Here is a 24,161-nt window from a genome sequence, read left to right on the forward strand (position 1 = left end):
AATGCCTCGATCACGTTGAGGCCAATGCCGCCGAGGCCGAAGACGACGATTTATTGTCGCGATCGGCGGTCAGCGCATCGAACACATGCTCCCACACGCCCGCATGGCACCAGCGGCTGAAACGGCGGTGCACCGTCCGCCACTTACCATAGCGCTCCGGAAAGTGGCGCCAGTGCGCGCCCGATCGCAAAACCTACAAACATCCATTCACAAACAAACGGTTATCTGAGCCGTTACGACCCGGATGACTCGTCTTTCCCGGCAGCAACATTGCAATCTTCGCCCATTGCGCCTCATTTAACTCATACCGCTTCACGCCCATCCATCGCCTCCGCTCAATCGCGGAAACCCATGAAGCAGCTCTTATCCCGCTTGGGAATCCTGAATGTCGATCCGTCCTAGGCCGCTGAACTCTATGGGGCGCATCGCAAGGGCAAAGTCGGGACGCATTGCTAGCGGCCGTCGGATCGCCGCATATCGAACCACATTGCCCGGAGCGTATCGTCCTTTTTGCGGTCGTGATGCCAGAAAGCTGCGATCACGTGGAAAGAGACGGCGGCAAGCAATAGCCAGGAAAGTCCGAAATGCGTCCAATATGCGGGCCCGACCAATGCTTTGGTCTTGGGGATGATCCCCGGTATCTCGAACAGCCCGAAGAATTTCGTCGGGCTACCGAACGCCGAGGAGGAAATCCAGCCGGTGAGCGGCACGACGACCATTAGGATATAGAGCGAACGGTGCGCCAGCTTCGCCGCGCGCTCCTCGATAGGGGAGAGCTCGACGATCTTTGGCGGAGGGTTGCTCCATCTCCACGCCAGCCGCGCGAAGATCAGGGCGAACGCGATCAGGCCCAGCGCTTTGTGCCAATGGACATAGGTGATGAATATCAGCGGACCTGACTTGAACCATGGCATGCTGTCATTGACGTGAAGAACCAGAAGCGACGTGCCGATGATGAGCAGCGCCATTACCCAATGCAGAAGTTTCGCCGCCGTTCCCCACGAACTCACGGTGTTACGAATTGCCATCGCGCACCTCAGAATCGATATTGGAGATTGATGCCGAACTGCTGCTTGCGCGGCGCGGACACCGCAAAATCTCTGAAGAAAGTGGTCTGATTGCGTCCGGTCAGCGGATTGACGCGCGTCAGCAGCCGATTGAAGTCGAGCAGGCGGGTCACGACCAGCGGCGTCTGATCGTTGAGCAGATTGCGCGCGAACAGGCTCACGCTCCATTCCGGGCGCTCGATCCCGATGCTCAAATTGACGTTGTAGCTGTCGCCGGTGTGGTTGAGGTTGTCGACCTGCGCATAGCGCTTCGATTCATAGGCGAAATCGCCACGGCCGAAGAATTCGAGCGCGCCCGAGAGCGGCGCCGTCACCTGTGCAGTCGCGATGATTTGATGTTCGGGCGTCTGGGGCAGCTTGTTGCCGCTGACGTCACCCCCGGCAAGCCCATCGACATCCGCGGGATTGCGCTGCCCGTTCGGAAGGCGTGCGGGCCTGCCATCGGTGTCGAATATCTCTTCGGTCGTGTCGTCGTAGAAATCCGTGAACTCGGCGTTCACATAGGTATAGCCAAGGCGCAGATAGAGCCAGTCTGCGGGCTTTCCGGAAAGCTCGACCTCGAAACCCTTGATCTCGGACGCTCCGGCATTCTGGATGAAGGCGACGCTGTTGGGCGTGCCGTTCAGCCGGGTATAGGCCTCGCCGCGGCTCAACTGCTGCTTGGTCCAGTCGATATAGAACGCCGCGACCGCAGCATCCACGACGCCGCCGATCCGCCCCTTGCTGCCGATTTCATAGCTCCATGCGGTTTCCTCGTCGAAAACGTCGAAGCCTGCAGCCGTGAAGGCAGCGATATCGGCGGGGATGGCGTCCGTCGGAAAGTTGTTGAAGCCTCCAGGCTTGTTGCCCTTGGCGGCGCTCACGTAAAAGCTCACGTCGCTCGAAGGCTCGTAGCGGGCGGTGAAGCGCGGGAGAAAGGCGTCGAACTTGGCCCGGCGTATTCCGGTCGTGGCGGGAGGCGGGTTGCCTGCCGTGCCCAGAACTTCGGTAGAACCCTTGATCGTTTCGGACTGGTAGCGCGCTTCGGCGCTCAGAGTGACCTGGTCGGTGACCGCGCCCTCGATCATGCCGAAGACCGACTTGCTGCGCACGCCGTCTTCGCTGTCAAAAGGACGCCGCGTCGGACTCGTGTTGGTGTAAGTGAAACCGGGCTCGACGTCTTCGCGGTAGTAATAGGCGCCGATAAGACCGCGCAGGGGCTTGTCTTGCGGCGTCATCAGCCGGATTTCCTGGCTGAAGTCCTCGCTCTTGGAACGGTCAACGGTGAAGGCCGGATTTGCGCTGGGCAGCAGCGTGTTGTCCTGGCCGGTGATGCTGTCATTCGTGTTGTACGCCGAAATCGACGTCAGGCTAAAACCCGAATCGGTGGTGTAGGTCATGGCGAGGCTGGTGCGAAGAAACTCGCGGTTCAACCCATCAAAGCCGGCCGCCTCGATCGCGTCGTTGTTATAGGCGTAGCTCGGCAGGATCTCGACTTCGCCGCAATAAAAGCCGCGCCGGCTTGTATTGGTGCGAGGGAAAGGCATGGTCCCGACGATCGGCGGGGCGAAGCAATTGTTCTTGGCCGAGCCCTGAAAGCCGTAAACATAGCCTTTGTCCCGGTCCTGGCTAAAGCCGATCGATGCGATCGCTTCGAAATTTGTGGACGGGGTGAAGAGCAGCCGCCCGCCGACATTGGTGCTCTTCTGAGCGCCGAGATCGCGCTTTCCGGTGTCCCCGTTCACATAGTCGCCGCCGAAAGTTGAATAGCGGGCATTCATTTCGAACAGCAGGACGTCGGTGACGATCGGCCCGGACAGATAGCCCGACGCTTCGAGATTGTCGTATTCGGCAAGCGTCAGCTTGGCCTTGCCGCTGAAATCGTTGGTTGGACGGCGCGTGACATAGTTGATCGCGCCGGAGAATGTCTGGCGGCCGAACAGCGCGGATTGGGGCCCTTTGATCACCTCGACGCGCTCCAGATTGTCGAGGTGATAACTGCTGATATTGTCCGAGACGAAAACCCCGTCGACGAAAAACGCGGCGTTGGGCGCGCCGACCACGGAGGACATCCCGCGAATCGAAGGACGGACACCGGCCCCGCCCCCGCCGCCGATCCGTCCGAAACCTTGCTTGAAGGAAAAACCGGGGGTCTGCATAGCCAGATCGGAAATGTTTTCGAGATTGGCTCGGTCTATCGTGTCCGACCCGACTACCGAAATAGACAGCGGAACGTCCTGGAGGCGCTCCTCGCGCTTACGCGCCGTCACAATGATCTCGCCCGTATCAACAGGGCTCGCCTCATTGGCGCCGGCGGTTCGGATAGCTGAATCAGCTTGCGCCAAAGCTGGCGCCGCGCAGCCCGCGAAAAGCATCGCGGCAAACCGCAGCGAACGATATTTCATTGATATTCCTCCCCCAAGGAATGCGTGCCTGTTTTCCCCGCATCCCCACGCAGAGTTGCAAAGCTGTCCGGACAAATCAAGCAATTTGTCCGGACATTTCGACATTTGGCGAGGTGTGCTTGTTTCGATGATCGCGCCTCAAGACGCACCGTGATTGACCACCGAACGTTCCCGGTGCTCCTCCGGATGCTCTCGAACGAGATCGATCCAGACTATCAGGGTGCATCGCGCGTCGGCAGGCGACTATCGAGCCAAGCGAAGGCATTTACGCCTTGCGACGTTGTTGGGCGTGATCGGCGACGGCGCCGCATGTCGTTGAGACATTGAAGGCAGGCTCGGCCAGGTGCGCGGCAAAAAAAGAGCCCGCCGGGGTGATCCTGGCGGGCGCAGTGTTTCTGTTGAAGGCGATTATCAGAAAGTGAACGTGCCCTCGATGCCGAAGGTGCGGCCTCTGCGCAGCGTGGAGAAGAACGCGCGCGGCGCACCGGTTTCCACCGAGAATGTCTGCCCCTGGAAAGTGCCTGTCGTCCCGACGTCCCGACGTGCATTGCCATAGCGATAATCGAACCAGCGGGTAGCGAGCGGGATCGACTCCTCATTGGTGAGATTGCGGCCGAACAGCGTCAGGCCCCAATTCTCGTTGCGGATGCCGAGGCGCGCGTTGAGCAGGAAGGCATCACCGGTCTTTGCCAGATTGTCGACCTGGATGTACTTCGCGTCCTCATAGCTGAAGCTCGTGTTCGCGATCAGGCTGAGACCAGTTGCGCCGATCTCGTGCTCGTAGCTCATCGAGCCGTTGACGATCCACGGCGATCCCAAAGGCATGCGCTTGCCGGTGATGTCGCAGAGCGGCAAAAGTGCGGCCGGGGGGGCGTCGGTGTCGAAATTGGGCCTGAACCCGCCCGAGTTGAGCGTGAAGAGATCGGCATCGCAGCCCTTTGTGAACTTCGCATCAACATACGCTACGCCAAGCGAGACATTGAAGCCGTCCACAGGAGCTGCCTGCATCTCGAGCTCGAAGCCCTTTGTTTCGGCATCGCCCTGATTGGTCACGATCGAGGTGGCTGTCTGGCCGGCGACGGTGGGTGGTATGGCGCGCGTGAGTTGAACATCGGCGAGCTTGTTGTAGAAGATCGAGCCAGCAAAGCGCGCCTTACGATCGGCGGTGTCGAATTTCACGCCCAGTTCGCCGCCGCGGACGGTCTCAGGTAGATACACGGTCTGGTCGGTGCCGGTCAGCGCGGTGGCCGCAAGCCCGCCGGTGCCGTTGAAACCGCCCGGCTTGTTGCCCTCGGCATAGACGGCATAGACCAGCACATCGTCACTTGGCTTCCAGTCGAGGGTTATGCGCGGCGTCCAGTCCTTGAACTTGCCCACAGGGAGGCAGGTGCCGGTGAAGCCGAACTGGCCAGCACGACCCGGCTCGCCCGCGCAAAAGATCGTCGTTGCCGACGCGCGCTCCATGATCGTCTTGCGCTCTTCGGCGTAGCGCAACTCGCCCGTAATCGTGATGGCGTCCGTGATTTCTGCGCTGACCAGGCCGAACACCGCTATGTCCTCGATCGACCCATAGGCAGAACTGTTTGCGCCGAGCGCTTCGCCTTCGGTCGGGTTGGCAAAGGTCAAATCGCGGTTGCGGTTCGTCTGCTTGAAATAATATCCGCCGATAAGCCCCCGGATCGGCTTGTCGGCGGGGCTCGCCAACCGAATTTCCTGGCTGAAGTCCTGCGTATCGTCGCGGTTGGTGTTCGCAAATGCCGGTTCGGTCGACGCCGGGGGGACCGGCGGGAAGAGGAAGAAGAAACCCTCCGAATGATCGCCATCGCTTCCGAACAAATTGGTGTTGTCGCGAAAGCCGGTCAAGCTCGAGAGAACCCAGCCCGAACCTGCAATGTCCCAGTCCATGATGCCCGACGCCAGATACTGGTCGTTGCGGTTGCCATCGAACGCCGTACCGTCGCGCGTGCCGAAAAAGGTGGCAACCGGGTCCGTATTGACGCGGACGTTGTTCGGCTGCGGCTGGATGGTTCCGCAGAAATACTGGTTCGCGTTATTCGAAATGCCGATGGCAGGCTGGAAAGTGGTCGTCGGCGAAACCGGTACCGGGGGAGGGAGGTTGCGCTGGCGATAGCGCAGGCTGCGGAATCCCGGCATGCAGTTGTTCGCATCGGCGCCCTGCAGGAAGATGGCAAGCGGCCCGTCGCGGTCGTGCTGATATTGCCCCCGCAGGCGGATCTTGATGTCGTCATTGGGCTTGGCAACGAGCGTTACGTAACCCGAATAGCTCTTTTCCGAGCCCACCTTGTTGCCGGTGAGCTGATTGCGGTACTCGCCGCCATAGCTGTAATAACGGCCGCCCGCCGAAACGCCCAAAGCGTCGCCGAGGATGGGCGTTGAGACCGACGCGCTCAGATCATAGGTGTCATGCTCGGCCAGGCTCGCCTTGCCCGCCACGGTGAGCTTGTCCGCGGGGTCCTTGGTGACGTAGTTGATCGCGCCCGAATAGGTATTGCGGCCGTACAGCGCAGACTGGGGCCCCTTGATGATCTCTACGCGCTGGATCGAATTGGGATCGAAGCCCTGTATGTCGCCTTGATAATAAATTCCGTCGACGAAATAGGCGGCGCCAGTCTCGACGCCGAACTGGACGTTCGCCAGCACGTTCGACTGGCCGCGTATGACGGGCCGATCCGACGAACGACCAAAGGCCTGGCTGAAGCTGATACCGGTTGCCTGTTTGGCAAAGTCGTCAATGGAATTGAGGCCGAGTTGCTGGATCATCTTGTCGGATACCGCCGACACCGCAACGGGTGCATCGGACAGCGACTCCTCGGTTTTTCGCGCCGTCACGATAATGTCTTCGATCCCGCCTTGCTCCTGGGTGGCGCCTTGCTGCGCAAGCCCCGGCGCCGACGCCAAAATGGTCGCGGCCAGCAAGGCGCTTCGAAACATGAATCGCATAAATATCCTCCCCAATCCTGAACGCGGTGAAGCTCTCATTGACAACGAAAGTTGTCCAGACAAATATGAAGGAGACGCAAGGCAGGGAGCGGCTGTTTCATAATTGCAACAGGGGATCGCTGTTTTTTTGAAGCGGATCCGGTCGAAGCGTAGCAAGCTTCGGGCGCCAGTTTTGATACTATGCTAAACTTGTCCATACAACTAAGGGCGCGGCCTCATGAAAGCCTATCTCATTATTACGGCCAGGATTTTGGACCGTTCGGCCTTCCTTGAAGGCTATGCACCAAGCGCGGCTCGCCTCGTCGAAAACTTTGGGGGCAAATATTTGCTGCGCGCTCCGGGGGCTGAACGGCTCGAGGGCAGTGGTAGCGACGGGATATCGGTGGTCATATCCGAGTGGCCCAGCAAGGCGGCGGCGCTCGCCTTTTGGAACTCGCCCGAATATCACGAAGCGAAAAGGCTTCGGGAGGGCATTGCCGAATGCGAGGTTCTTCTGATCGAGGCGCCGTCGCTTGCCGACTGATCCCGTTGCGACGTCCGGTTACTCAAGATCAAGGAAGCGAACCACATGAGCCCGACCCTTCTGGCGTTGCTGATGGCCAGTCCCGCGCCCGCCGCTCCACCACGATCCGCGCTTGGAATTGAGGCCCATGAGCAGCAGGCGCCTACCGATGTCCGCCGCGTGACCCTGATCGTTCGCGACATGGAAAATTCATTGCAGCTCTACCGCGATGTGGTCGGGCTGAAGGTGAATTACGATGCCGTCGTCGAAACATCGGGTGTTGCGCTTCCTGCCGGCGAGCCCGGCGCCAAGGCCCGTCTCGTCCTGCTCAACGGAAATGATCCCTGGATTGGCTGGATCGGGCTGATGCAGTGGATTGACCCGCCGCTTGCTGATCCGGGCCCCTATCCGCGGCGCATGGGTCCGGGCGGTCATGTCATCGTCATGAACACCGACGACGTCGAAGGACGATGCGCTGCCGCTGCCAAAGTGCGGGGTGTGACGACGACCTCTGCGCCCAGGAACCAAATCTATCCAGGCCGAAATGGGGGACCGCCCATCCATGTTTTAGGCTGCAATTTCTTCGATCCCGACGGGACGTTGATTGAGATGAACCAAATCCAGCCGTCCCCGGCGCGCTGATGAAATGAAGGTTGCTTGTGTGACCTGACCACGCTCGCGAATGACCTGGGTCGATCTCTCGTGTGAATGCATCTCGAGGAGCACGGATGCGTTCTGCGGTCGGTCACCGTTCGAAGCATGGGCCGATGCGCGCATATTGAAACAATACCACTGACGTCGAAATGATGTCACCGATTGGTAGAGTCGCGAGCTGGTCCAAATTTAGATTGGCACTTTCAAGTCCGAACTCGGCCGACCGGGCATGCGTGCCAAGGGCCAGGAAATCGGCCGCCGACAGATAGGCCTTTGGGCATATGGACGCAGTAATCCCGGGTGCCTAGGCTTTGCAACGGATGTGCGATCGGGACGGCGGTGATGTCAAATGCACGCATTGTGGCGAGCCTGTTGTCCGCGCGCCTCGCGAGTACCGCAACTATGTCGCCCGCAAAACTCTTGCTACTCATGGCATCCCCGCGCGGCTTTTGCGCTGGTGTCACGCGCGCTATCCAGGGCGTCGTCGATGCTCTGCGCCACTATGGCCCTCCCGTCTATGTCAGGCGCCCGATAGTTCACAACCGCTCGGTGGTTCGCATGCTCGAGCAGCAGGGCGCCATATTTGTCGAGGAGCTCGACCAGGTGCCGGAAGGAGCGGTCGTCATCCTGTCTGCACATGGAGTCCCACAGGACGTCACAGCGGAAATGAAGCGCCGTGATCTGCGCGGCTTCGATGCGATCTGCCCGCTCGTTCAAAAGGTTCATTCGGGTGTGGCACGACATCATCGCGCAGGCCGGCACATCGTCCTGATAGGCCACGGGGATCACCCCGAAATCGTGGGCACGCTCGGCCAGCTTCCCCACGGGGCCATGTCGCTCGTCCAGTCGGTCGATGACGTGCTTGCATTGGCTCTCCACCAACGCACGCCAATCGCATACGCCATCCAGACAACCTTTTCGCTCGATGAGGCGCGCGCGATAGTAGATGTTATCAAGGCGTGCTTTTCCGATGTCATTGGGCCCAACAGCAGCGACATCTGCTATGCGACAAGCAATCGCCAGGCCGCGGTCAAGGCCATTGCGTTGCGGTCAGATTCGGTCATTGTCGCTGGAGAGCGTTTTTCGTCAAACGCCCTGCGGCTTGCCGAGGTGGCGCGCGCGGCGGGATGTCTGCGGGTGCAGCTCATTCCCGATGCCTCGCATATTGACTGGTCGCTCATTATGGGCGCGCGCACCGTTGGCCTTTCGGCCGCCGCTTCCACGCCGGAGTGGTCGGTCACGACGATTGTCGATGCTATGCGCGCGCGTTTCGAGGTCTCGATCGAGGAGTTTTTCGACGCGGATGAAACCGCCGTTTTCAGACCGTTGTCGATTAACTGATGATCTGCTCCAGCAGCACGACGCTTGATCTCACGGTTGCATTTGGACGCGTGCGTCTTGAGGTGGACGATCTGCTCGACCGGTTGATCGTCGTTCCCGACGATGACCGGGCAGTCCTTTTCCACGCCATGCGATATGCTGTAATGGGTGGAGGCAAGCGCCTGCGCCCGCTGCTTGTCACTGCCACTTGCGAACTCTTTGGTGGATCACGCAGTCAGGCGCTGCTGGTTGGTGCCGCGGCCGAGTGCGTACATGCGCAGTCGCTTGCCCATGATGATCTGCCGTGCATGGATGATGATGATCTGAGACGCGGAAAACCGTCGGTTCATAACGCATTTGGTGAAGCGGTAGCAGTGTTGGCGGGCGATGCGCTACTGGCGTTTGCTTTCGAGCTTCTGGGACGCCGCGACGTTCACGATGACGGCAGTGTCCGTGCAGAACTTGTACGCTCTCTTGCCGAAGCCGTCGGCGCCGCGGGCATGGCCGGAGGGCAGGTTATGGATCTGGTGGCGACCCAAGGGGTGGATGCGGCCGAAATTGCGAAAATGCAGGAACTCAAGACTGCAGCCCTCATCGGCTGGTGTGCGGAAGCCGGAGCGTCGCTTGCCGGCATACCTGCCGAAGCGCGGGCAAGCCTCACGCGCTACGCAACATCGCTGGGGCTGGCCTTCCAGATCGTCGACGACCTGCTCGATATCGAGGGAATCCCGCTTCGCACCGGCAAGCGATTAGGACGCGACAAGGCGGCAGGGCGCCATAATCTGGTGACGATCTTGGGTAGGGACGAAGCGCGCGCATTGGCATCGTCGACCGCGAACCAAGCGATTGATTGCCTTGGCCAATTTGGTGAGAGAGCGAACCTTCTGCGCGATCTTGCCCGCTTTTCGGTGTTGCGCGATCACTAGCGCAAGGAAAGTTCGGCCTCAACGGCGATACGGATAGCGTCGGCGCTCGTCTGCACGCTCAGCCGCGAGAGGAGGCTTGATCGATGAAGTTTAACGGTTTTTTCCGCAATATTGAGCCGGCTAGCGATTTGCTTGCTGCGCAGCCCCATAGCGATCAACTCTAGGATCTGCGTCTGGCGTGGCGTAAGCGCCTTCAGCCGTTCCTGCGCGCATTTTCGGCGTGCAATCCGGGCATGTGCATCGCCTGCAGTCACGTCCATCTGCGATCCGATAAAGTAGCGAACTGCGCCGTTGGTATCCATGTGCGGCGCGATCATGACGGCGTTGAGAAATGGCTCCCCGTCGGCACGGTAGTTGATCAGTTCGGTCACAATGGGAAACCCGCCATGTATGGCTTCACGCAGTCGCGCCAACGCGCCACTCTCCGTTTCCGGGCCGGACAGGAAACGGCAATTGCGACCAATCACTTCCTCGCTCGTATAACCAGTCAATTGGCAGAAGGCTTGGTTGACTGCCACAATGGGATTGTCCCGCTGGCGCGGGTCGGTGATGATTGTCGGGATAGGCGTTTCGTGAATCGATCTGAAAAGAGCCTGATCTTTGTCGACGCTCAATGCGACATCCTGATTGGCAGCCATGCTTTGAACCTAACATCCCCAACGGTAGTTTCAAGAATCCGGTGTCGATAGCACCAATGACGACGTGTCCGGCAACCGACCTCAGGGTCAAAACTGCCGCCGCACGACGCAAACTATTGGGACGGACCAGCGCGTAGTGCTCCCGCATTGTGATAGCGGCCGGAAAAACACGGGCTCGCCGCCCGCTGGATGTGAGGATCGATCCTGTCGGGTGACCAAGAATTTCAGGCGGTCACGAGCCGCGATAAGCCGGTTTACTGAAAATCCCGGGAGTCTGGGTCTGGGTCTGGGTGCGGGTGCGGGTGCGGGGATTGCTCCCAGCTTATGGGCGCGGGTCACGCGGCCCATCCTTCCGTTCGATACGGGCGTTTACCGCCGAGCCGCGCATTGGTGAGGCGCGGAAAGTCTGGATTTCGAGGGACTGGAACCGCGTTTTTGTCCGTACAATATTTTCCAGCGCGCGTTGCGGGTGCTGTGCAAGCCGTTCGGTTGGACTATGGTTGATTGCGCTGGTCGGAAGAATTCCGACGTGTAACGACTTGGCGGGGGGGCGCAGTTTTGTCAGTTGCAGTGCAGAAGACGACCGGAAATGGCGGCAGAAGGCCGCGCTACCAGGAACTGGCCGAAGATTTGCGCGCGGGAATAATGCGCGGCGACTATCCGGATCCAGCCCATTTCCCCACCGAAAACGTGTTGTGTGCGCGCTATGGCGTCAGCCGCTTCACCGTCCGTGAAGCATTGCGCTCGCTGCAGACCGATGGCCTGATCCAGCGCAAGCGCGGCTCGGGCACCGTCATCCAGCCCGCTGCGGCGCGTGGCGGTGCGCTGCACCAGCCACTGTCCAACGTCGGCGAGATCCTTCAATATGCGCGCGACACCAAATATCTGTTCACCACCCAAGGCACGACGCTGCTGCCCAAGAAGCTCGCGGGCCATATTGGTGCGAACGCGTGCGGCCGATGGTTCCATTTCCGTGGGCTGCGAATGCGAGAGAGCCCGTCCGAGCCGATCGCGCTGACTGACGCTTACATCCACCCCGATTTCGCGGCCGCCGCGCGCGAGATCAGGCCTAACGAGGACACGATCTTCCGTCAGCTCGAGCGCCTCGCCGCCGTCAAGATCGCAACTGTGACGCAGGACATCCAGGCCGTGCCCGCCAGCGGACTGGTTGCCGCCGAACTCGGCATCCCACGTCGTAGCCCATGCCTCAGGATTCTGCGCTGCTACCTCGACGCGAATGGTAACATCCTCGAGATTTCCGCGAGCTATCATCCCGGCAGCCGCTTCGCCTACACGATGCACATTGAGGTCGAGAAGTAACGATCCAACGACCGGCGCGAAGTCCTGGCGACGGCTTCTTAGCCGTGCGCGCGGCAATCAAACCTCCCAGCCATTGTCCCAGCAACTCACCGCCAATGATCAGCGGTGCCTAGGACAGGATATCCATATTCCGAGGCGCAAGGGCCATATATCTTCAAGGGACGGCTCGTCGAAATCTGCACCGCGAATTTGACCCGCGCGAAAGGGATACCGGTCCGGTAAAAGTTGAATCGCATAGATAGTGCATGCTATCTATAGTTGATATGGCGTCGTCGCAGCGCACGGCCAATCAACACGGGAGGACGCATGACGCAGACCAATCATCAGATTGTCCGAGACTTTTTTTCCGCGATATCGCGCGGCGAAACACCGGACGACCTGTTCACGCCGGACATGACCGGTTGGACCGCATCTTCGGGCACTTCGGAAAAGGCGCGCTTTCTGGGCGGCATCCGGTTGCTGGCTTCGATATTTTCCGAGCCTTTCCAATACAGCGTCAAGTCGCTCACCGCCGAAGAGGATCGCGTCGTGGCCGAAGTCCATGGTGCGGGCACGCTGGTCAGTGGAGAGGCGTATGAAAACGACTATGCGTTCGTTTTCCGAATCCGTGACGGACAGATCGCCTCGATTGCGGAACATACGAACGTGGCGCTGGTCCGCGAAAAACTCTACCCGCTGCTGGCCGCGGCCATGGCGAAGGCGGAGGGCTAGCATGGCGATTGCAGGTCCAGGCGAAGCACCGAGAGTCGTCGTTGCGGGCACGGGACATGGCTTGCGCGTCCATGTACCCGCACTGCGACGCGCGGGTTTCGACGTTGTTGCGCTTGTGGGCAGCGATCCCGAACGGACAGCGCGCCGGGCGGAGAAGGCCGGAATACCGAACGCATTTACCGACCTTGCCGAAGCCATAACGCAAACACGGGCAGACTGTGTCGTGGTCGCCACCACTCCGCCCTCGCACGGGCCGCTGGTCCGCGTCGCCCTGGCGCATAACTGCCATGTGCTATGCGAGAAGCCGTTCGCCCGGAACGCCGAGGAAGCGCGCGAACTGTTCGCGGCAGCCGAAGAGGCGGGCGTCGTGCACTTGCTGGGCAACCAGTTTCGCATGTTGCCCGAACGCGCTGCGATCACGCGCGCAATTGCCGATGGCGCGATCGGTGCGCCACGGCTGGTGACGATCACGCAATATGCCGGCCTGCTCGCGGATACGACGCGCAAATGGCCGGACTGGTGGTTCGATCGCGAAGCCGGCGGCGGCTGGCTTGGCTCCTCGGGCTCGCACATGATCGACATGATCCGCAACTGGCTCGGCGAGTTCGAGTCCCTGAGCGCCTCGACGCTCGTGGTCGCGGATCGCACCGGAGTCAGCGAGGACAGCTATACTGTGCGCTTCGAGATGACAAACGGCGCACAAGGTCTGTTGGCCCAGACTGGTGGCGCGTGGGGCCCCTTTGCATCGATGACTCGCGTTGCCGGTTCGCAGGGGACGGTCTGGCTGGACGACGGTGCGGCCTGGCTCGCCGACAAGGACTCTACGTGCAAACTCCCCATCCCTGACGCGCTTGTGCTGCCGCCGGAAAGCCCGAGCGACGATCCGCGCCAACAGTTCCTCCACGTCGAGCTGCCGCCGGCTCGTCGCCTGTGCCAAGCTTGGCTTGCCCTGATCGAAGGCAGGCCATTCGACGGACCGTCCCCAGCCACCTTTGCCGATGGCCTTGCCTGCATGAAGGTGATCGACGCCATCCACGCCTCCGCCGCGCACGGCGGCGCGCGGGTCGCGATAGCGCCCGAGTGAACGGACGGTCCGACGCGCTACCGGGATTTGATTAGGACGCGCCCGCCCGGCCGGACTTTTCCGCCGAAGCGGAATTTGCATTGATACCGTCCAGGACGAAGTCGATGATGGCGGAGCTGATCTCTTCGTCTCGCGCCAGCCCTTCCGGAAACAGCCAGTCCTTGAACATCATGTTCGCGAGCACGGCGGCAAAGGAGACGCGCACCATCAGCCTTGGATCGACTTTCGCATCGTCGCCGACCCGGTTGCTCTGGATCGCTGCGCCGCGATCGAAATAGGTAGCGAGGCTGTCGATCGCGCCGACGCCATGGGTGTCGTCCGCGCCATAGGTCTGGGTCAGGATCAAGGCGCGGAACAGTTGCGCATGCTCCTCGATGAAGCGCTGCAGCTCGGTGATGTAGAGCCTGGCATTATCCCTGCTCGCTCCGCCGTCGGGTGCGTCCGCGACATGCTCGGCATTGAACCGCTCGAAATGCGCGTTGAGCGGCCGAAACACCGCCTCTCGAAACAGGTCCGCCTTGGAGGCGAAGGTGCGGAATAGCTGCGCCTCGGTGACGTCCGCACGCCTTGCAATCGCTGCGGTCGTCGCACCGGCATAGCCGCAGCGCTTGAACTCCTCTTCGGCCGCGCGGATCAGCCGATCGGTGATCTCCTCGGATGAGCGTCGTTTTCTTCGAACAGCTTGCGGGGTGGGATTCACGATCGCTCCATCCTTCATTTGAACGCTGTCTATCACGCACACGATCCATCGCCATCCATCGCTTGCCAATCTTATTGATAGTACATACTATCTAAATTGTCGAAACCGAATCCGGTGGAATTCGTAAAAAGGGCGAGAGGAAGACAGGCGTGAGCGGTTTGTTGACACGTCCAGGTTCGGGCTTTTCACCTTCGCAAGGACTGCTCCGCGCGGAACAGTTCCAGATCGCCTATGCGACCAACGACATCGAAGCCGCGTGCGCCGTCTTCCGCGATCGCTTTGGCATCACCGAGTTTCAGCGCCTCGAAGGGCCGTTGCCGGATGGCGGTCACATCCGGGTGGAACTCGCCTGGGTCGGCACGGTGATGTACGAGCTTTTGACGGCGAGCGGCCCGGGTTCTGCGCTTTACATGGATCGGGTACCCGACGACGGATTTGTCATCCGGCACCACCATCTGGGCTTTCTCATCCATGACGCCGCGCAATGGGCGGCGCTCGCGCGCGAGGCCGAACGCGTCGGCGCGGCGCTGCTCAATCAGCGTCAGAATGAAGGGTTCATGCGGACATGCTTCGTCGCTGCTCCGGAGCTCGGTCATTATCTCGAATATATCTTTCCCGAACCCGCCGGCCTCGAATTCCTCAACGCGGTGCCGGGCAATTGAGGATAGTCAATGACTGAAATCCGCCCCCATATCCTCGATTATCTCGGCGATCTCGAAGGCGCGGTCGCCGAACTGGCCAATACCTGGCGCCCCGACGATCCGGCCTATCGGGCGGACGTCTATCGCCAGACAATGGCGAGTTTTTCTTACAGCTATTTCGCCTTCTTCCACGCCGATGCCGAGCATCCCGACTGGGCGCCGCTGTGGAATCCCGTCTTCACGCTTCAGCCCAACCCGGACGACATCTACACCTACAGTCCGATCCGGGGCGACCTCCGCTACCGCGTGTCGGGCAATCGCGGGACCGTGAAGATCCTCAGCTTCACCAGCCAGCGCCACATGTCGGGGATGATCGACGATATCTCGATGATCGGCGCACACAACGAGATCGACGACAGTGACTTCGAGGTCGAGGCCAGTGGCGAGTTCGAGATCCTGTTCAGCGCAGAGCGGCCCCACGGGCACACGGGCAACTGGGCGAAGATCGATCCCGAAGCCACGGCAATCTTCACGCGCTTCCGCAGCTATGACTGGGAGAATGAAATCGATCCGGTGTTGTCGATCGAATGTCTCGATCCGGTGCCGCCCAAGGCGCGGCTGACCCCGGACCAGATCCTCGCGCGCATCCAGGAAATGGCCAGGTTCCCGGCGCGCAAGACGCGCAGCTACTATCGGCTGCAGAACGGCGTGAAGGAGCGCGTCGGCTTCAACGTCTTCGAGCCCGTTCAGATGAAGGGTGCGCTGGCGAAGCAGGTCTATTGGCCGGCATGCTTCCGGTTCGAGCCTGGTGAGGCGCTGATCATCGAGACCGAGCTGCCCGAACGCTGCCCCTATTGGAACATTCAGCTCAACGACCCCTATTTCAACGCGCTCGAATATGTCTACCGCCTCTCCAGCCTCAACGGTCATAGCGCGAAGCTGAGTTCGGACGGCAGGTTTCGCGCGGTGATCGCGCTCGAGGATCCCGGCGTACCCAACTGGCTCGATCCTGCCGGCTATACCGAAGGCGGGATCTATGGCCGTTGGTTCGACTGCAGTTCTGCGCCGCTGCCCGTGCTCAAACGTGTAAAGCTCGCCGAACTGCGCGATCACCTTCCGCCCGACACGCCCGTGGTCACGCCTGAGGAGCGCGCCGAGGAGCTGCGCCGCCGCGTGCGCGCCGGCCAGCGCCGGCGTCGCTGGTAAGAGGAGAGTTTCATGGCAGGCTTCGAGGAACGTTTCCCGGCCCCCGACCAGTTCCGCGATGCGTCCGACGAGTTGCATGCATTGGTCGGCTTGCAGCTCGGCACCGATGATTTCGGACCGGGCGATTATCTGCCGGGGCTGGAGATGCTGCTGCAATCGATGGATGTCGATCCGCATTTCACCGAGCGCGGGCGTCGCATTGCCTGGGGCGATCTGGTCAACGTGCTGGGCGCGCGGGCGCACGCCTGGCGCGCGATGAAGATCAATCCCGGTTTCGACAGGCATCCCGTCTCGCGGCCCATCGTCATCACCGGCGTCCCGCGCACGGGCACTACCGCGCTGCACAAGCTGATGGCGGTCGATCCGCAGTTCCAGGGGCTGCAGACCTGGCTCACCGGCGCACCGATGCCGCGGCCGCCGCGCGATCAATGGAGCCAGCACCCGCAATTCCTCAAGGTCGCGGAGCAGTTACGCGCGCGCTACGACGCGGCGCCGGACTCGCGCGCGGCGCACCTTATGGTCGCCGAGGAAGTCGACGAATGCTGCCTCGTCCTGCGGCAGAGCTTCGTCTCCAATCTGTGGACCTGCGGCTGGTCGGCGCACAGCTATGACGCATGGTGGCAGCAGCAGAGCGAACGACCCGCCTATCGCCATCTTGCCCGCGTCCTGCAGCTCATCGGCAGCGCTGAACCCGACAAGCGCTGGCTGCTCAAGAACCCGGGGCATATCGCCAATCTCGACCTGGTCTTCGAAACATTCCCCGACGCGCTCGTCATCCAGACGCACCGCGACAGCGCCAAGGCGCTTCCTTCGCTGTGCGCGCTGCTGATGCAGCGCTTCCCGCTCATGGAAGAAGGTTCGCGGCCCAAGCGCGCACGGGCGATGCTGACGCGCGAGACCGAAAAATGGGCCGACGCCGTGCATAAAGCTGAGGCGGTCCGGCATCAACATCCCGGCCGGATATTCGACGTGGTGCATGCCGATTTCCACCGCGATCCGATGGGCATCATCCGCCGCATCTATAGTTTTGCGGGCCTGGAACTGACGCCCGAGGTGGACGCCGACATGGTACGGCGCGCCGAAGAGCGGCCCGAGCTCGCGCACGGCGTCCATCGCTACGACCTGGCGGATTTCGGCATGGGCGAGGAAGCGATACGCGCGCCCTTCGGCGACTATATCGATCGCTTCGGTCTCGCGCCCGGCAAGAGCGCCGCTGCATGAGGGCGATCGTCTATCCGGGCGCGGGTGCGCCACTGGTGCTCGAGCGCATCCCCGACCCGGTGCCGGGCCCGGGAGAGCTGGTCATCAAGGTGCACCGCTGCGGCATTTGCGGGACCGATCTGCACATGACCGAAGGATCAGGGTTCGAGTTTCCCGCGGGCACCGTGCCCGGCCATGAATATGCCGGTGAAGTGGTGGCGGTCGGCAAGGAGGTGACGGGCTGGGCTGAGGGCGATCGGCTGACCGCGCTTCCGTCGACCGGTTGCGGCAAATGCGCCGCATGCGCCCAGGGCAATCTCGTGCTCTGCCGCGATGCGCCCGGCGTGATGGGCGGTTTCGCGGAATATCTGAAGGTGCCGGCCAGTGTTGCGGTCAAGCTGCCGTCGGTCTTGTCGCTCGCCGACGGAGCACTGATCGAGCCCATGGCGGTGGGCTTGTACGGCATGCGCCAGGTGCCGATGGACGCGTGCAGCCGCGTGCTCGTGCTCGGCGGCGGGTCGGTCGCGCTGGCGGCGATCTGGTGGGCGCGCAGACTTGGCGCCGGACGGATCGTCGCGGCGTCGCGCTCGCCGCGCCGTGCCGAGATGGCACTCGCAATGGGAGCAGACGCCTTCGTGGCCTTTGGCGAGAATGAGGCTGCGGAGATCCGCGAGGCGCTGGGCGGCCCGCCCGACACCGTCGTCGAATGCGTCGGCACAAGCGGGTTTCTCGGCAAGGCGGTGCAGCATGTCGCTTCGCTCGGTCAGGTGCTGTCGATGGGCTTCTGCACCGTGCCTGACACGCTTATCCCCGCTATTGCCGCCACCAAGGGTGTCACGATGCGCTTCCCGGTCGGCTACGCGCTGTCGGACTTCGAACGCGTCGCGCGCGACATCGATAGCTGCCATGCCGACCCCAAGATGATGATCAGTTCGGTGGTCTCGCTCGACGAGGTCCCGGCGACTTTCGATCGGCTGCGCGCGCCGAACGCGGAGACGAAAGTGCACATCACCTTCGATAGCTAAGCGCATTTCAGCGCCGAGGCCGCGTGCGCCAATGCTCCATTTCGTCGCAAGAGTCGCTTCCATCCTATGATTGAGCGACCCGGGCGATGCAAAAGAGCCCCATGTTTTGAGCGAGTCTCATAACCCACGCGCCGCAACGACCATCCGATCTCATTCGATCCGGCGAACCCGGTGGCGAGGGCCTGACGACTTTATTTCGTGGAGCGAGCGAAATGAGTAAATTGTCGAGAGTGACCCAATCAATGATTGGCCGTGCGGCAATCGGCTTCGTGGGCACGGCAATTGTGCTGCTGGGCACACCGCTGCTGACGCCCGACGCATCCGCCGGCACACCAGTCGCGGTACATCTATCTAACGAAGTGATCATTGAGGGCAATGTCATGCAACCCTCATGAACTACCCGCATCGTGAGACTGCTGTGTCGGAGCGGGCGGAACACATATTCATCATCCAATCTATTGTATTCTGTCGTTTATTTTTAGCTCGATAAGTTGAGTGCTCTTGGTCTGAGACTGAAGGGTGCCCCGACTCCGACGGCTTGCTGGTGTGGTGGAAGTGCAAGTCGCAGAGCCGGGGCTATCGGTCACCAGCGGAACGCGATGCCGCCGGAGACCGAATGAGCAGTGAGGTTCTCGCGAGCCTCAAGACCGTAGCGGATCTTGAACTCCGCGCCTGCGATCTTGCCGATCACCCCGAGGTCGACCAGTCCGGCGGTGCGACCGGGTTCGGCGCCATCGATCCGAAACGCGCTGACGCCGCCGATCATCCGTGACGAAACCGACCAGCCATGCTGAACAATGTCATGCCCGAGTGCGAGGTTGGCAAAGGGCTTCACGCTGCCATTGCCGACAGCGATCTCGCCGGTCAGGTTGATGCCAACCGCCCCCGTCAGCGCCTCATATTCCGCGCTGCCCACGATTAATGCCGCATCGCCGGCGTCTGCTTCGGTGAAACCATTCTGGTTCACCTTCGCATAGCCCAGGCTGACGCCTGGCCGGACAGCGATGTTGCCGGACGTCAGCGTGATGCCGGTTTTCACCGAGGCGCGGAACTCGTCCGCGTCGGTTTCGCCGCTGGCCTGGCGCGACGAGCTGTTGCCGGTGACTATCCGACGCGTGGTGCCAATCTCGTGACGGGTATAGCCGATCTGCGCATCGACGAAGAGGCGGTCGGCGTCGACCATCGCATAGGCGCCGACATGATAGCTGTCGACGTCGCCATTCGAGCCGGTACCGGACTGGTTGAGATCGGTGCTCGAATAGCCGCCGGCGATGCCGAGGCGGGCGGTTTCGCCGATCGCACGATCGACGCCGATGGCCACGCCCTTGACGTCGTAGTCATAGCCCGATGCGCCACCGCCGCCGTCAACATCGCCGAAGGTGCCGATCCCCTGCATCCAGAAGGCGGTGCCATGTTCGGCGCCTTCGGACCGCACTTCCGCGTCGGACACGGCATAGCCTGAACGCTCGGCGGCCATGCGACCATCCAGCAGGCCGGCGAACTGACGGCCGGCCTGCGCCGCGATCGCCGGCGTGACGCCGTGCACCTCGCCCGAGAAGGAGTCGAGCGCAGCGGCGGCCTTTGACGGATCAATGACGTTCAACGAGGCACGCACCGCAGCCAGATCCGAGGTGAACGCGCCGTCGGCAAGGAAGGCGTTGCGCACGGCGATCTGGTTCGGTGTCAGCCCTTGGATCACCGGAAAGATCGGTGGATTGGGGTTCGGGTTCGGGTTCGGGTTCGGGTTCGGATTCGGATTGGGGTTCGGGTTTGGATTGGGGTTCGGATTCGGATTCGGATTGGGATTAGGGTTAGGGTTAGGGTTGGGGTTGGGGTTGGGGTTAGGATTGCCCCCCGTCTTGCCTACATTCACCGACACCGCGTTCGGATCACTATAGTCCACTGCATAGGTGAACAGCAGTCCCTGCGCGATCGTCTGGTCGGGGTTGATCGTGCCGAACGTCCCGGTCACGCCCTGCGCCGCGCGCAGGAAGGTGTATTTGCCGAACATTGCCGCATCGAGTGGGATGAACTGCACAGCACCATCGAGGCGCGCGGTGCCCTGGATGTCGAGGAGATCCGAAACGCCAGGCGCGCCGAGTTCGATATCGAGCCTGCCACCCGCATTCTGGATGAAATCGCCGAACACCGTCAGCGTCCCGATCGAGTTGCCCGGGGCAACAATGCCAGAATTGGTCAGGTTATGGCGCGTACCCGCGGCGAAGAGGGCATTGCTGCCGACGGCGCCGGTACCCATCAATGTGCCCGTGGTCTCCACCGCAACATTGCCGATATTCGCGCCATTGAGCCTGTAGGTGCCCTGGGTGCGGACCGTCGTGCCGCCGTGAAGCGCGCCGCCCGCGGCCAGCTCCAACAGGCCGGACCGGACGAGGGCGGGGTTTGCCAAATTGCCAAGCTGCCAATTGCCGGTAATTGTCGTCGTTCCACCGGCGTCCTTCACCAGTCCTTCGATATTGACGAAGCGCGCCGCATCCCAGCTTCCGGTATTGCCATAGAAGGTCACGACGTCGGCGCCTCCGGCACCGCCATCGATGTTGCTGCCTGCCGCAATCGTCGCAGCGCCGACAATCCCGAACTGGTCGTTGCCGTCACCAAGCATGACATTTCCGTTCACCGAACCCACAACGTCCACCCGGTCGTCGCCGGTGCCCGTGTCGACGGCGCCGGTCAGTACGCCGTCCAGCGTGATGAGGTCGTCGCCCGCGCCCGATTTCACATCACCGCTGATCGTCGCGCCTTCGCGGTTTTCGATGATGTCATAGCCCTCGGCGGTCTCGATATTGCCGGCGATCGTGCCCCAGTTGATGACGACGTCGTCGCCGCGACCTGCGAGGATCGAACCATCGATCCGCATCGGACCCGTCAACCTGCCGTCATTCCCACGCAGACCGTTTGTGACGTGAGCGCGTTCGGCGCCCGACAGGTCGAGCGCGCCATGGATGCGTCCGGCATTCTCGATCTCGATGATGCCTGCGTTGGCGGCGCTGACCGCGCGGACATTGGTGGTGCCCTGCTGGCCGATGGTGCCGCTGGCCTCGTTTCGGAGCGTGCCGATTTTGCCGGGGGCGCTGGAGAAGCGAATGACCGTCGCATTCTGGCCGCCCGATGCATTGGGGGCGTTGATCAGCCCGGCATTGGTCAGCCGGTTGGTTTCGCCCTCCATCGCAAGCGCCGCGCCCGTTTGAGCTTGATTCACGATACCCGCGCCGGCCGCCACGGTGAGGACCGCGTTGCTGCCGGTCGTCCGGATGACCGGATCGGGCGAGAGGAAATCCAGCACGCCTTCGACGCTGATGGTCAGGTCCTGCGCCGCGAACAGATAGGTCTGGTCGACGGGCGGCTTGCAGATCACGGTCTGGCCCGATGTGGGGTTGGCAGGGGTGCAGGCGGTCGGTGTGGGTGTCGGCGTCGGCGTGGAGCCTGTCTTCACCACGTTCACGACGGCCTTGTCGGCTTGGTAGTCGACGGCATAGGTGAAGAAGAGACCCGGCGCCGCCGCGCCGCTGGTAACCTGATCGAACGTTCCGGAGCGCGCGCCGTAGGTCATGAAGGTATAGGCGCCGGTCCCCGCCAGATCGAGCGGGATGAAATTGACCGTGCCGGCAAGCGTCGCGGTGCCGCCGACGGCAAGCAGGTCAGAGGTGCCCGGAGCGCCAAGCTCGATATCGAGGCGGCCCGTGGCGGTCTGAATATAGTCGCGCAACAGGGTCAGCGTGCCGATGCTCTGGCCGGGCGAGACGATGCCCGCATTGGTCACCACCGCATTGTCGAGCGTGATGTCGCTAACCCGGCCGATGCCGCCCAGCGTGCCGCCTTGGGCGATGTTTATATTGCCTTTATGCGTGCCGTTCAGGATATACGTCCCGAGGCCATCGACCTCCATATCGCCGAACAGCTCATTGTCCGCGCCTTCGGCGAGGACGAGCGTACCGCGCTCCACCTCCATTCCGGCCGAAAACGCACCCCAGCCGCCCGTCAGTGTGGTGGCGCCGTCCTGAGTCCTGATGAGCCGCTCGAATCCCTCAAACTGCGATGCGTCCCAGGTTCCGCTGTCGCCGGAGAATATCAGCTCGTCGGCGTCGCCGCCCTCGGCCTGGATGCGCACGCTCCCAGCGAGGACCGGGCGATTGTGGATGTAGAACCTATCATCTCCTGCCCCCAACAGGACGTCACCATTGATCGCGCCTCCGTTGAAAAAGAAGAGATCATTGTTGTCGCCCAGGTTGGTCGTGCCATTGATCGTGCCAAAATTGTAGACCTTGTCGACGCCCGCTCCGAAGCTGAGGTTGCCGTTGATCGTCGCACCGCTTTCGTTGTGGAGCCTGTTGCCGGGGCTTGCCAGCGATCCCGGTCCACCCGCTCCGAAAGTCAGGTTTCCGTTAATCGTTCCCCCGGCAAGATTGTCCACCCGGTTGTCGCCGTCGCCAAGATTCACATTGCCCGAAATCGTGCCCGCATTGCGAACGACATCGTCCTCGGCGGTCAGCCAGATGTCGCCGTCGATGAGGCTGGTGCCCGCGATGGCGGCGCCTTCGCCCTCGACGCCGTTGTAGATCGCCTTGCCGTCGCCGTCCTCCATGCGGATGTCGCCATAGATACGGCCGCTGTTCTGCACGACAACCTTGCCCGAATTGCCCGAGGAGATGGCGCGGGCTCCGTCTGGCATCCCTGTGTGGCCGATCACGCCGGTTGCATCGTTCCTGATCGTGCCGGTCGTTCCCACGCCGGTGTTGAACTGGACGACAGAGCCATTCGCGTCGATGTTCGGCGTGTCGATCACGCCGCTGTTGGAAAGCTGGTTCTGGCCAAAGACCATCTGGACCGTCGAGCCGGTGCCGGAATTGGTCAGCGAACCGCCCGCGCGGTTGGTCAGCGTGCCGCCTCCGGTGAAGACCACCGCGTTGCGCGAGCCGAAAATCTCCGCTGCGTTGTCGAGCGTCGAACCCGCGCCAAGCTGAACGCCGATACCATCGGACTCGGCGCGGATGGAGGCCGTGGAGGTCACGGTGCTGTTCGAGCCGACGACCACGCCGTAGCCCTGCGCGCCGGTGTTGCGGATGGAGGCGCTGGAGCCTCCGTGCGTGATGGTGCTGCCGTTACCAACCGAGACGGTGTGCGAATGCTGGCCGGTGGTGGAGATTGCCCCGCTATTCTCGATGGCTGCCGAACCGGCAACGACGATGCCATGCGCCCCGACACTATCCACGGCCGAGATCGTGCCGGTATTGACGATCTTGCTGCCCGCTCGCATCCCCCCGACGCTGATCGCGTGAAGACCTGGGGTGTTGTTGGCGCGCGCGGCAATCGTACCGTTGTTCGTGATGTTGCCGGTGTCGGTGCCCGCCACGAGAGCCACGCCCGCGGCCGCATCGATCGTGCCGTCATTGACGAAAACATCATTGCCCGAACCGATATTGGTTGCCGGGCTAATATCCGTGCAGGTCACGGTCTTCTTGCCGTCGGCGTCGGTGGTCGTCGTACAGGCGGCGTAGGCCGGCTGGCTGTTGATAAGAACAAGGCTTCCGCACAAGGCAGAGGCACAAAAAAGCATACGCTTCGCGATCATATGTTCATGCCGGCAAATGCCGGCCCCCTGTGATTGAGTTGTCATGAGAATGGCGACCGAAGGGCATTCGACTGCTTCGGGAAGGATCGGATCAACCGACCCCGATCAGGCTGTTTTCTGCGAATTATGAACCAGTGCAGATTGCCGTGTTCGTTCCTCCGACTATGCGCGCGGCGCCCTTTTCTGGGCGTGCCATAGTCGGGGTGATGAAGATTGCGCCCCATACGAACGTAGG

18 protein-coding genes and 1 pseudogene are annotated in these 24,161 nt (G+C 61.8%); 12 read left to right on the top strand and 7 right to left on the bottom strand.

Annotated elements, in window-relative coordinates:
• Positions 1–49: 49 nt before the first annotated feature.
• The 4 genes and pseudogenes from D3876_RS20820 to D3876_RS10245 form a co-directional block, all read right to left on the bottom strand.
• Positions 50–316, bottom strand: a pseudogene (locus D3876_RS20820) (transposase); the annotation flags it as partial.
• 136 nt (positions 317–452) lie between these two features.
• Complete coding sequence (locus tag D3876_RS10235; protein ID WP_274378980.1) at positions 453–1,028, bottom strand: cytochrome b; 576 nt, start codon at positions 1,026–1,028, stop codon at positions 453–455.
• A gap of 8 nt (positions 1,029–1,036) precedes the next feature.
• Complete coding sequence (locus D3876_RS10240) at positions 1,037–3,451, bottom strand: TonB-dependent receptor (RefSeq protein ID WP_182911976.1); 2,415 nt, start codon at positions 3,449–3,451, stop codon at positions 1,037–1,039.
• Between the two features lie 411 nt (positions 3,452–3,862).
• The gene (locus D3876_RS10245; protein WP_182911977.1) at positions 3,863–6,412 is read right to left on the bottom strand and encodes a TonB-dependent receptor; all 2,550 of its coding nucleotides are present in this window, start codon (positions 6,410–6,412) and stop codon (positions 3,863–3,865) included.
• A gap of 217 nt (positions 6,413–6,629) precedes the next feature.
• Here D3876_RS10245 and D3876_RS10250 point away from each other — a divergent pair, with 217 nt between their 5' ends.
• From D3876_RS10250 to D3876_RS10265, 4 genes are all read left to right on the top strand, one after another.
• On the top strand, positions 6,630–6,935 hold the full coding sequence (locus tag D3876_RS10250; protein WP_119761932.1) for a DUF1330 domain-containing protein: 306 nt from the start codon (positions 6,630–6,632) through the stop codon (positions 6,933–6,935).
• 72 nt (positions 6,936–7,007) lie between these two features.
• Entirely contained in the window at positions 7,008–7,556 is a 549-nt protein-coding gene (locus D3876_RS10255; protein WP_182911978.1) for a VOC family protein, read from the top strand.
• 441 nt (positions 7,557–7,997) lie between these two features.
• A complete protein-coding gene (gene ispH, locus D3876_RS10260; RefSeq protein WP_238475397.1) occupies positions 7,998–8,909 on the top strand; it encodes a 4-hydroxy-3-methylbut-2-enyl diphosphate reductase in 912 nt (303 codons plus the stop codon).
• On the top strand, positions 8,909–9,814 hold the full coding sequence (locus D3876_RS10265; RefSeq protein ID WP_119761935.1) for a polyprenyl synthetase family protein: 906 nt from the start codon (positions 8,909–8,911) through the stop codon (positions 9,812–9,814). Before ispH ends, D3876_RS10265 begins: the two co-directional genes overlap by 1 nt.
• On the opposite strand, the gene D3876_RS10270 is transcribed toward D3876_RS10265, so the two are convergent.
• Positions 9,811–10,452: a PAS domain-containing protein gene (locus D3876_RS10270; RefSeq protein ID WP_119761937.1), complete on the bottom strand. Its 642-nt coding sequence runs from the start codon at positions 10,450–10,452 to the stop codon at positions 9,811–9,813. The genes D3876_RS10265 and D3876_RS10270 overlap by 4 nt on opposite strands.
• Before the next feature lie 558 nt (positions 10,453–11,010).
• Here D3876_RS10270 and D3876_RS10275 point away from each other — a divergent pair.
• From D3876_RS10275 to D3876_RS10285, 3 genes are all read left to right on the top strand, one after another.
• Entirely contained in the window at positions 11,011–11,772 is a 762-nt protein-coding gene (locus tag D3876_RS10275) for a GntR family transcriptional regulator (RefSeq protein WP_238475322.1), read from the top strand.
• Between the two features lie 306 nt (positions 11,773–12,078).
• Positions 12,079–12,483: a nuclear transport factor 2 family protein gene (locus tag D3876_RS10280; protein ID WP_119761938.1), complete on the top strand. Its 405-nt coding sequence runs from the start codon at positions 12,079–12,081 to the stop codon at positions 12,481–12,483.
• A 1-nt stretch (position 12,484) separates the two neighbouring features.
• Entirely contained in the window at positions 12,485–13,567 is a 1,083-nt protein-coding gene (locus D3876_RS10285) for a Gfo/Idh/MocA family protein (RefSeq protein ID WP_119761939.1), read from the top strand.
• A 31-nt stretch (positions 13,568–13,598) separates the two neighbouring features.
• Here the strand turns inward: D3876_RS10285 and D3876_RS10290 are convergent, their stop codons facing one another.
• A complete protein-coding gene (locus D3876_RS10290; protein ID WP_119761940.1) occupies positions 13,599–14,285 on the bottom strand; it encodes a TetR/AcrR family transcriptional regulator in 687 nt (228 codons plus the stop codon).
• A 131-nt stretch (positions 14,286–14,416) separates the two neighbouring features.
• Between D3876_RS10290 and D3876_RS10295 the strand changes: the two genes are divergently transcribed.
• From D3876_RS10295 to D3876_RS20240, 5 genes are all read left to right on the top strand, one after another.
• The gene (locus D3876_RS10295) at positions 14,417–14,929 is read left to right on the top strand and encodes a VOC family protein (protein WP_238475323.1); all 513 of its coding nucleotides are present in this window, start codon (positions 14,417–14,419) and stop codon (positions 14,927–14,929) included.
• A 9-nt stretch (positions 14,930–14,938) separates the two neighbouring features.
• Positions 14,939–16,114: a DUF1214 domain-containing protein gene (locus tag D3876_RS10300; RefSeq protein WP_119761941.1), complete on the top strand. Its 1,176-nt coding sequence runs from the start codon at positions 14,939–14,941 to the stop codon at positions 16,112–16,114.
• A gap of 12 nt (positions 16,115–16,126) precedes the next feature.
• Positions 16,127–17,335, top strand: coding sequence for a sulfotransferase family protein (locus tag D3876_RS10305; protein ID WP_119761942.1), 1,209 nt, complete (start codon positions 16,127–16,129; stop codon positions 17,333–17,335).
• The gene (locus D3876_RS10310; protein WP_119761943.1) at positions 17,332–18,339 is read left to right on the top strand and encodes an alcohol dehydrogenase catalytic domain-containing protein; all 1,008 of its coding nucleotides are present in this window, start codon (positions 17,332–17,334) and stop codon (positions 18,337–18,339) included. The genes D3876_RS10305 and D3876_RS10310 overlap by 4 nt, the downstream gene beginning before the upstream one ends.
• A 212-nt stretch (positions 18,340–18,551) precedes the next feature.
• On the top strand, positions 18,552–18,734 hold the full coding sequence (locus tag D3876_RS20240) for a hypothetical protein (RefSeq protein ID WP_147417637.1): 183 nt from the start codon (positions 18,552–18,554) through the stop codon (positions 18,732–18,734).
• Positions 18,735–18,922: 188 nt separating this feature from the next.
• Here the strand turns inward: D3876_RS20240 and D3876_RS10315 are convergent, their stop codons facing one another.
• Positions 18,923–23,926 carry an autotransporter domain-containing protein gene (locus D3876_RS10315; protein ID WP_119761945.1) on the bottom strand — a complete coding sequence of 1,668 codons (5,004 nt, stop codon included), beginning with the start codon at positions 23,924–23,926 and terminating at the stop codon, positions 18,923–18,925.
• Positions 23,927–24,161: the final 235 nt, after the last annotated feature.

This window comes from Sphingomonas cavernae, from assembly GCF_003590775.1.
Classification (GTDB): Bacteria; Pseudomonadota; Alphaproteobacteria; order Sphingomonadales; family Sphingomonadaceae; genus Sphingobium_A; species Sphingobium_A cavernae.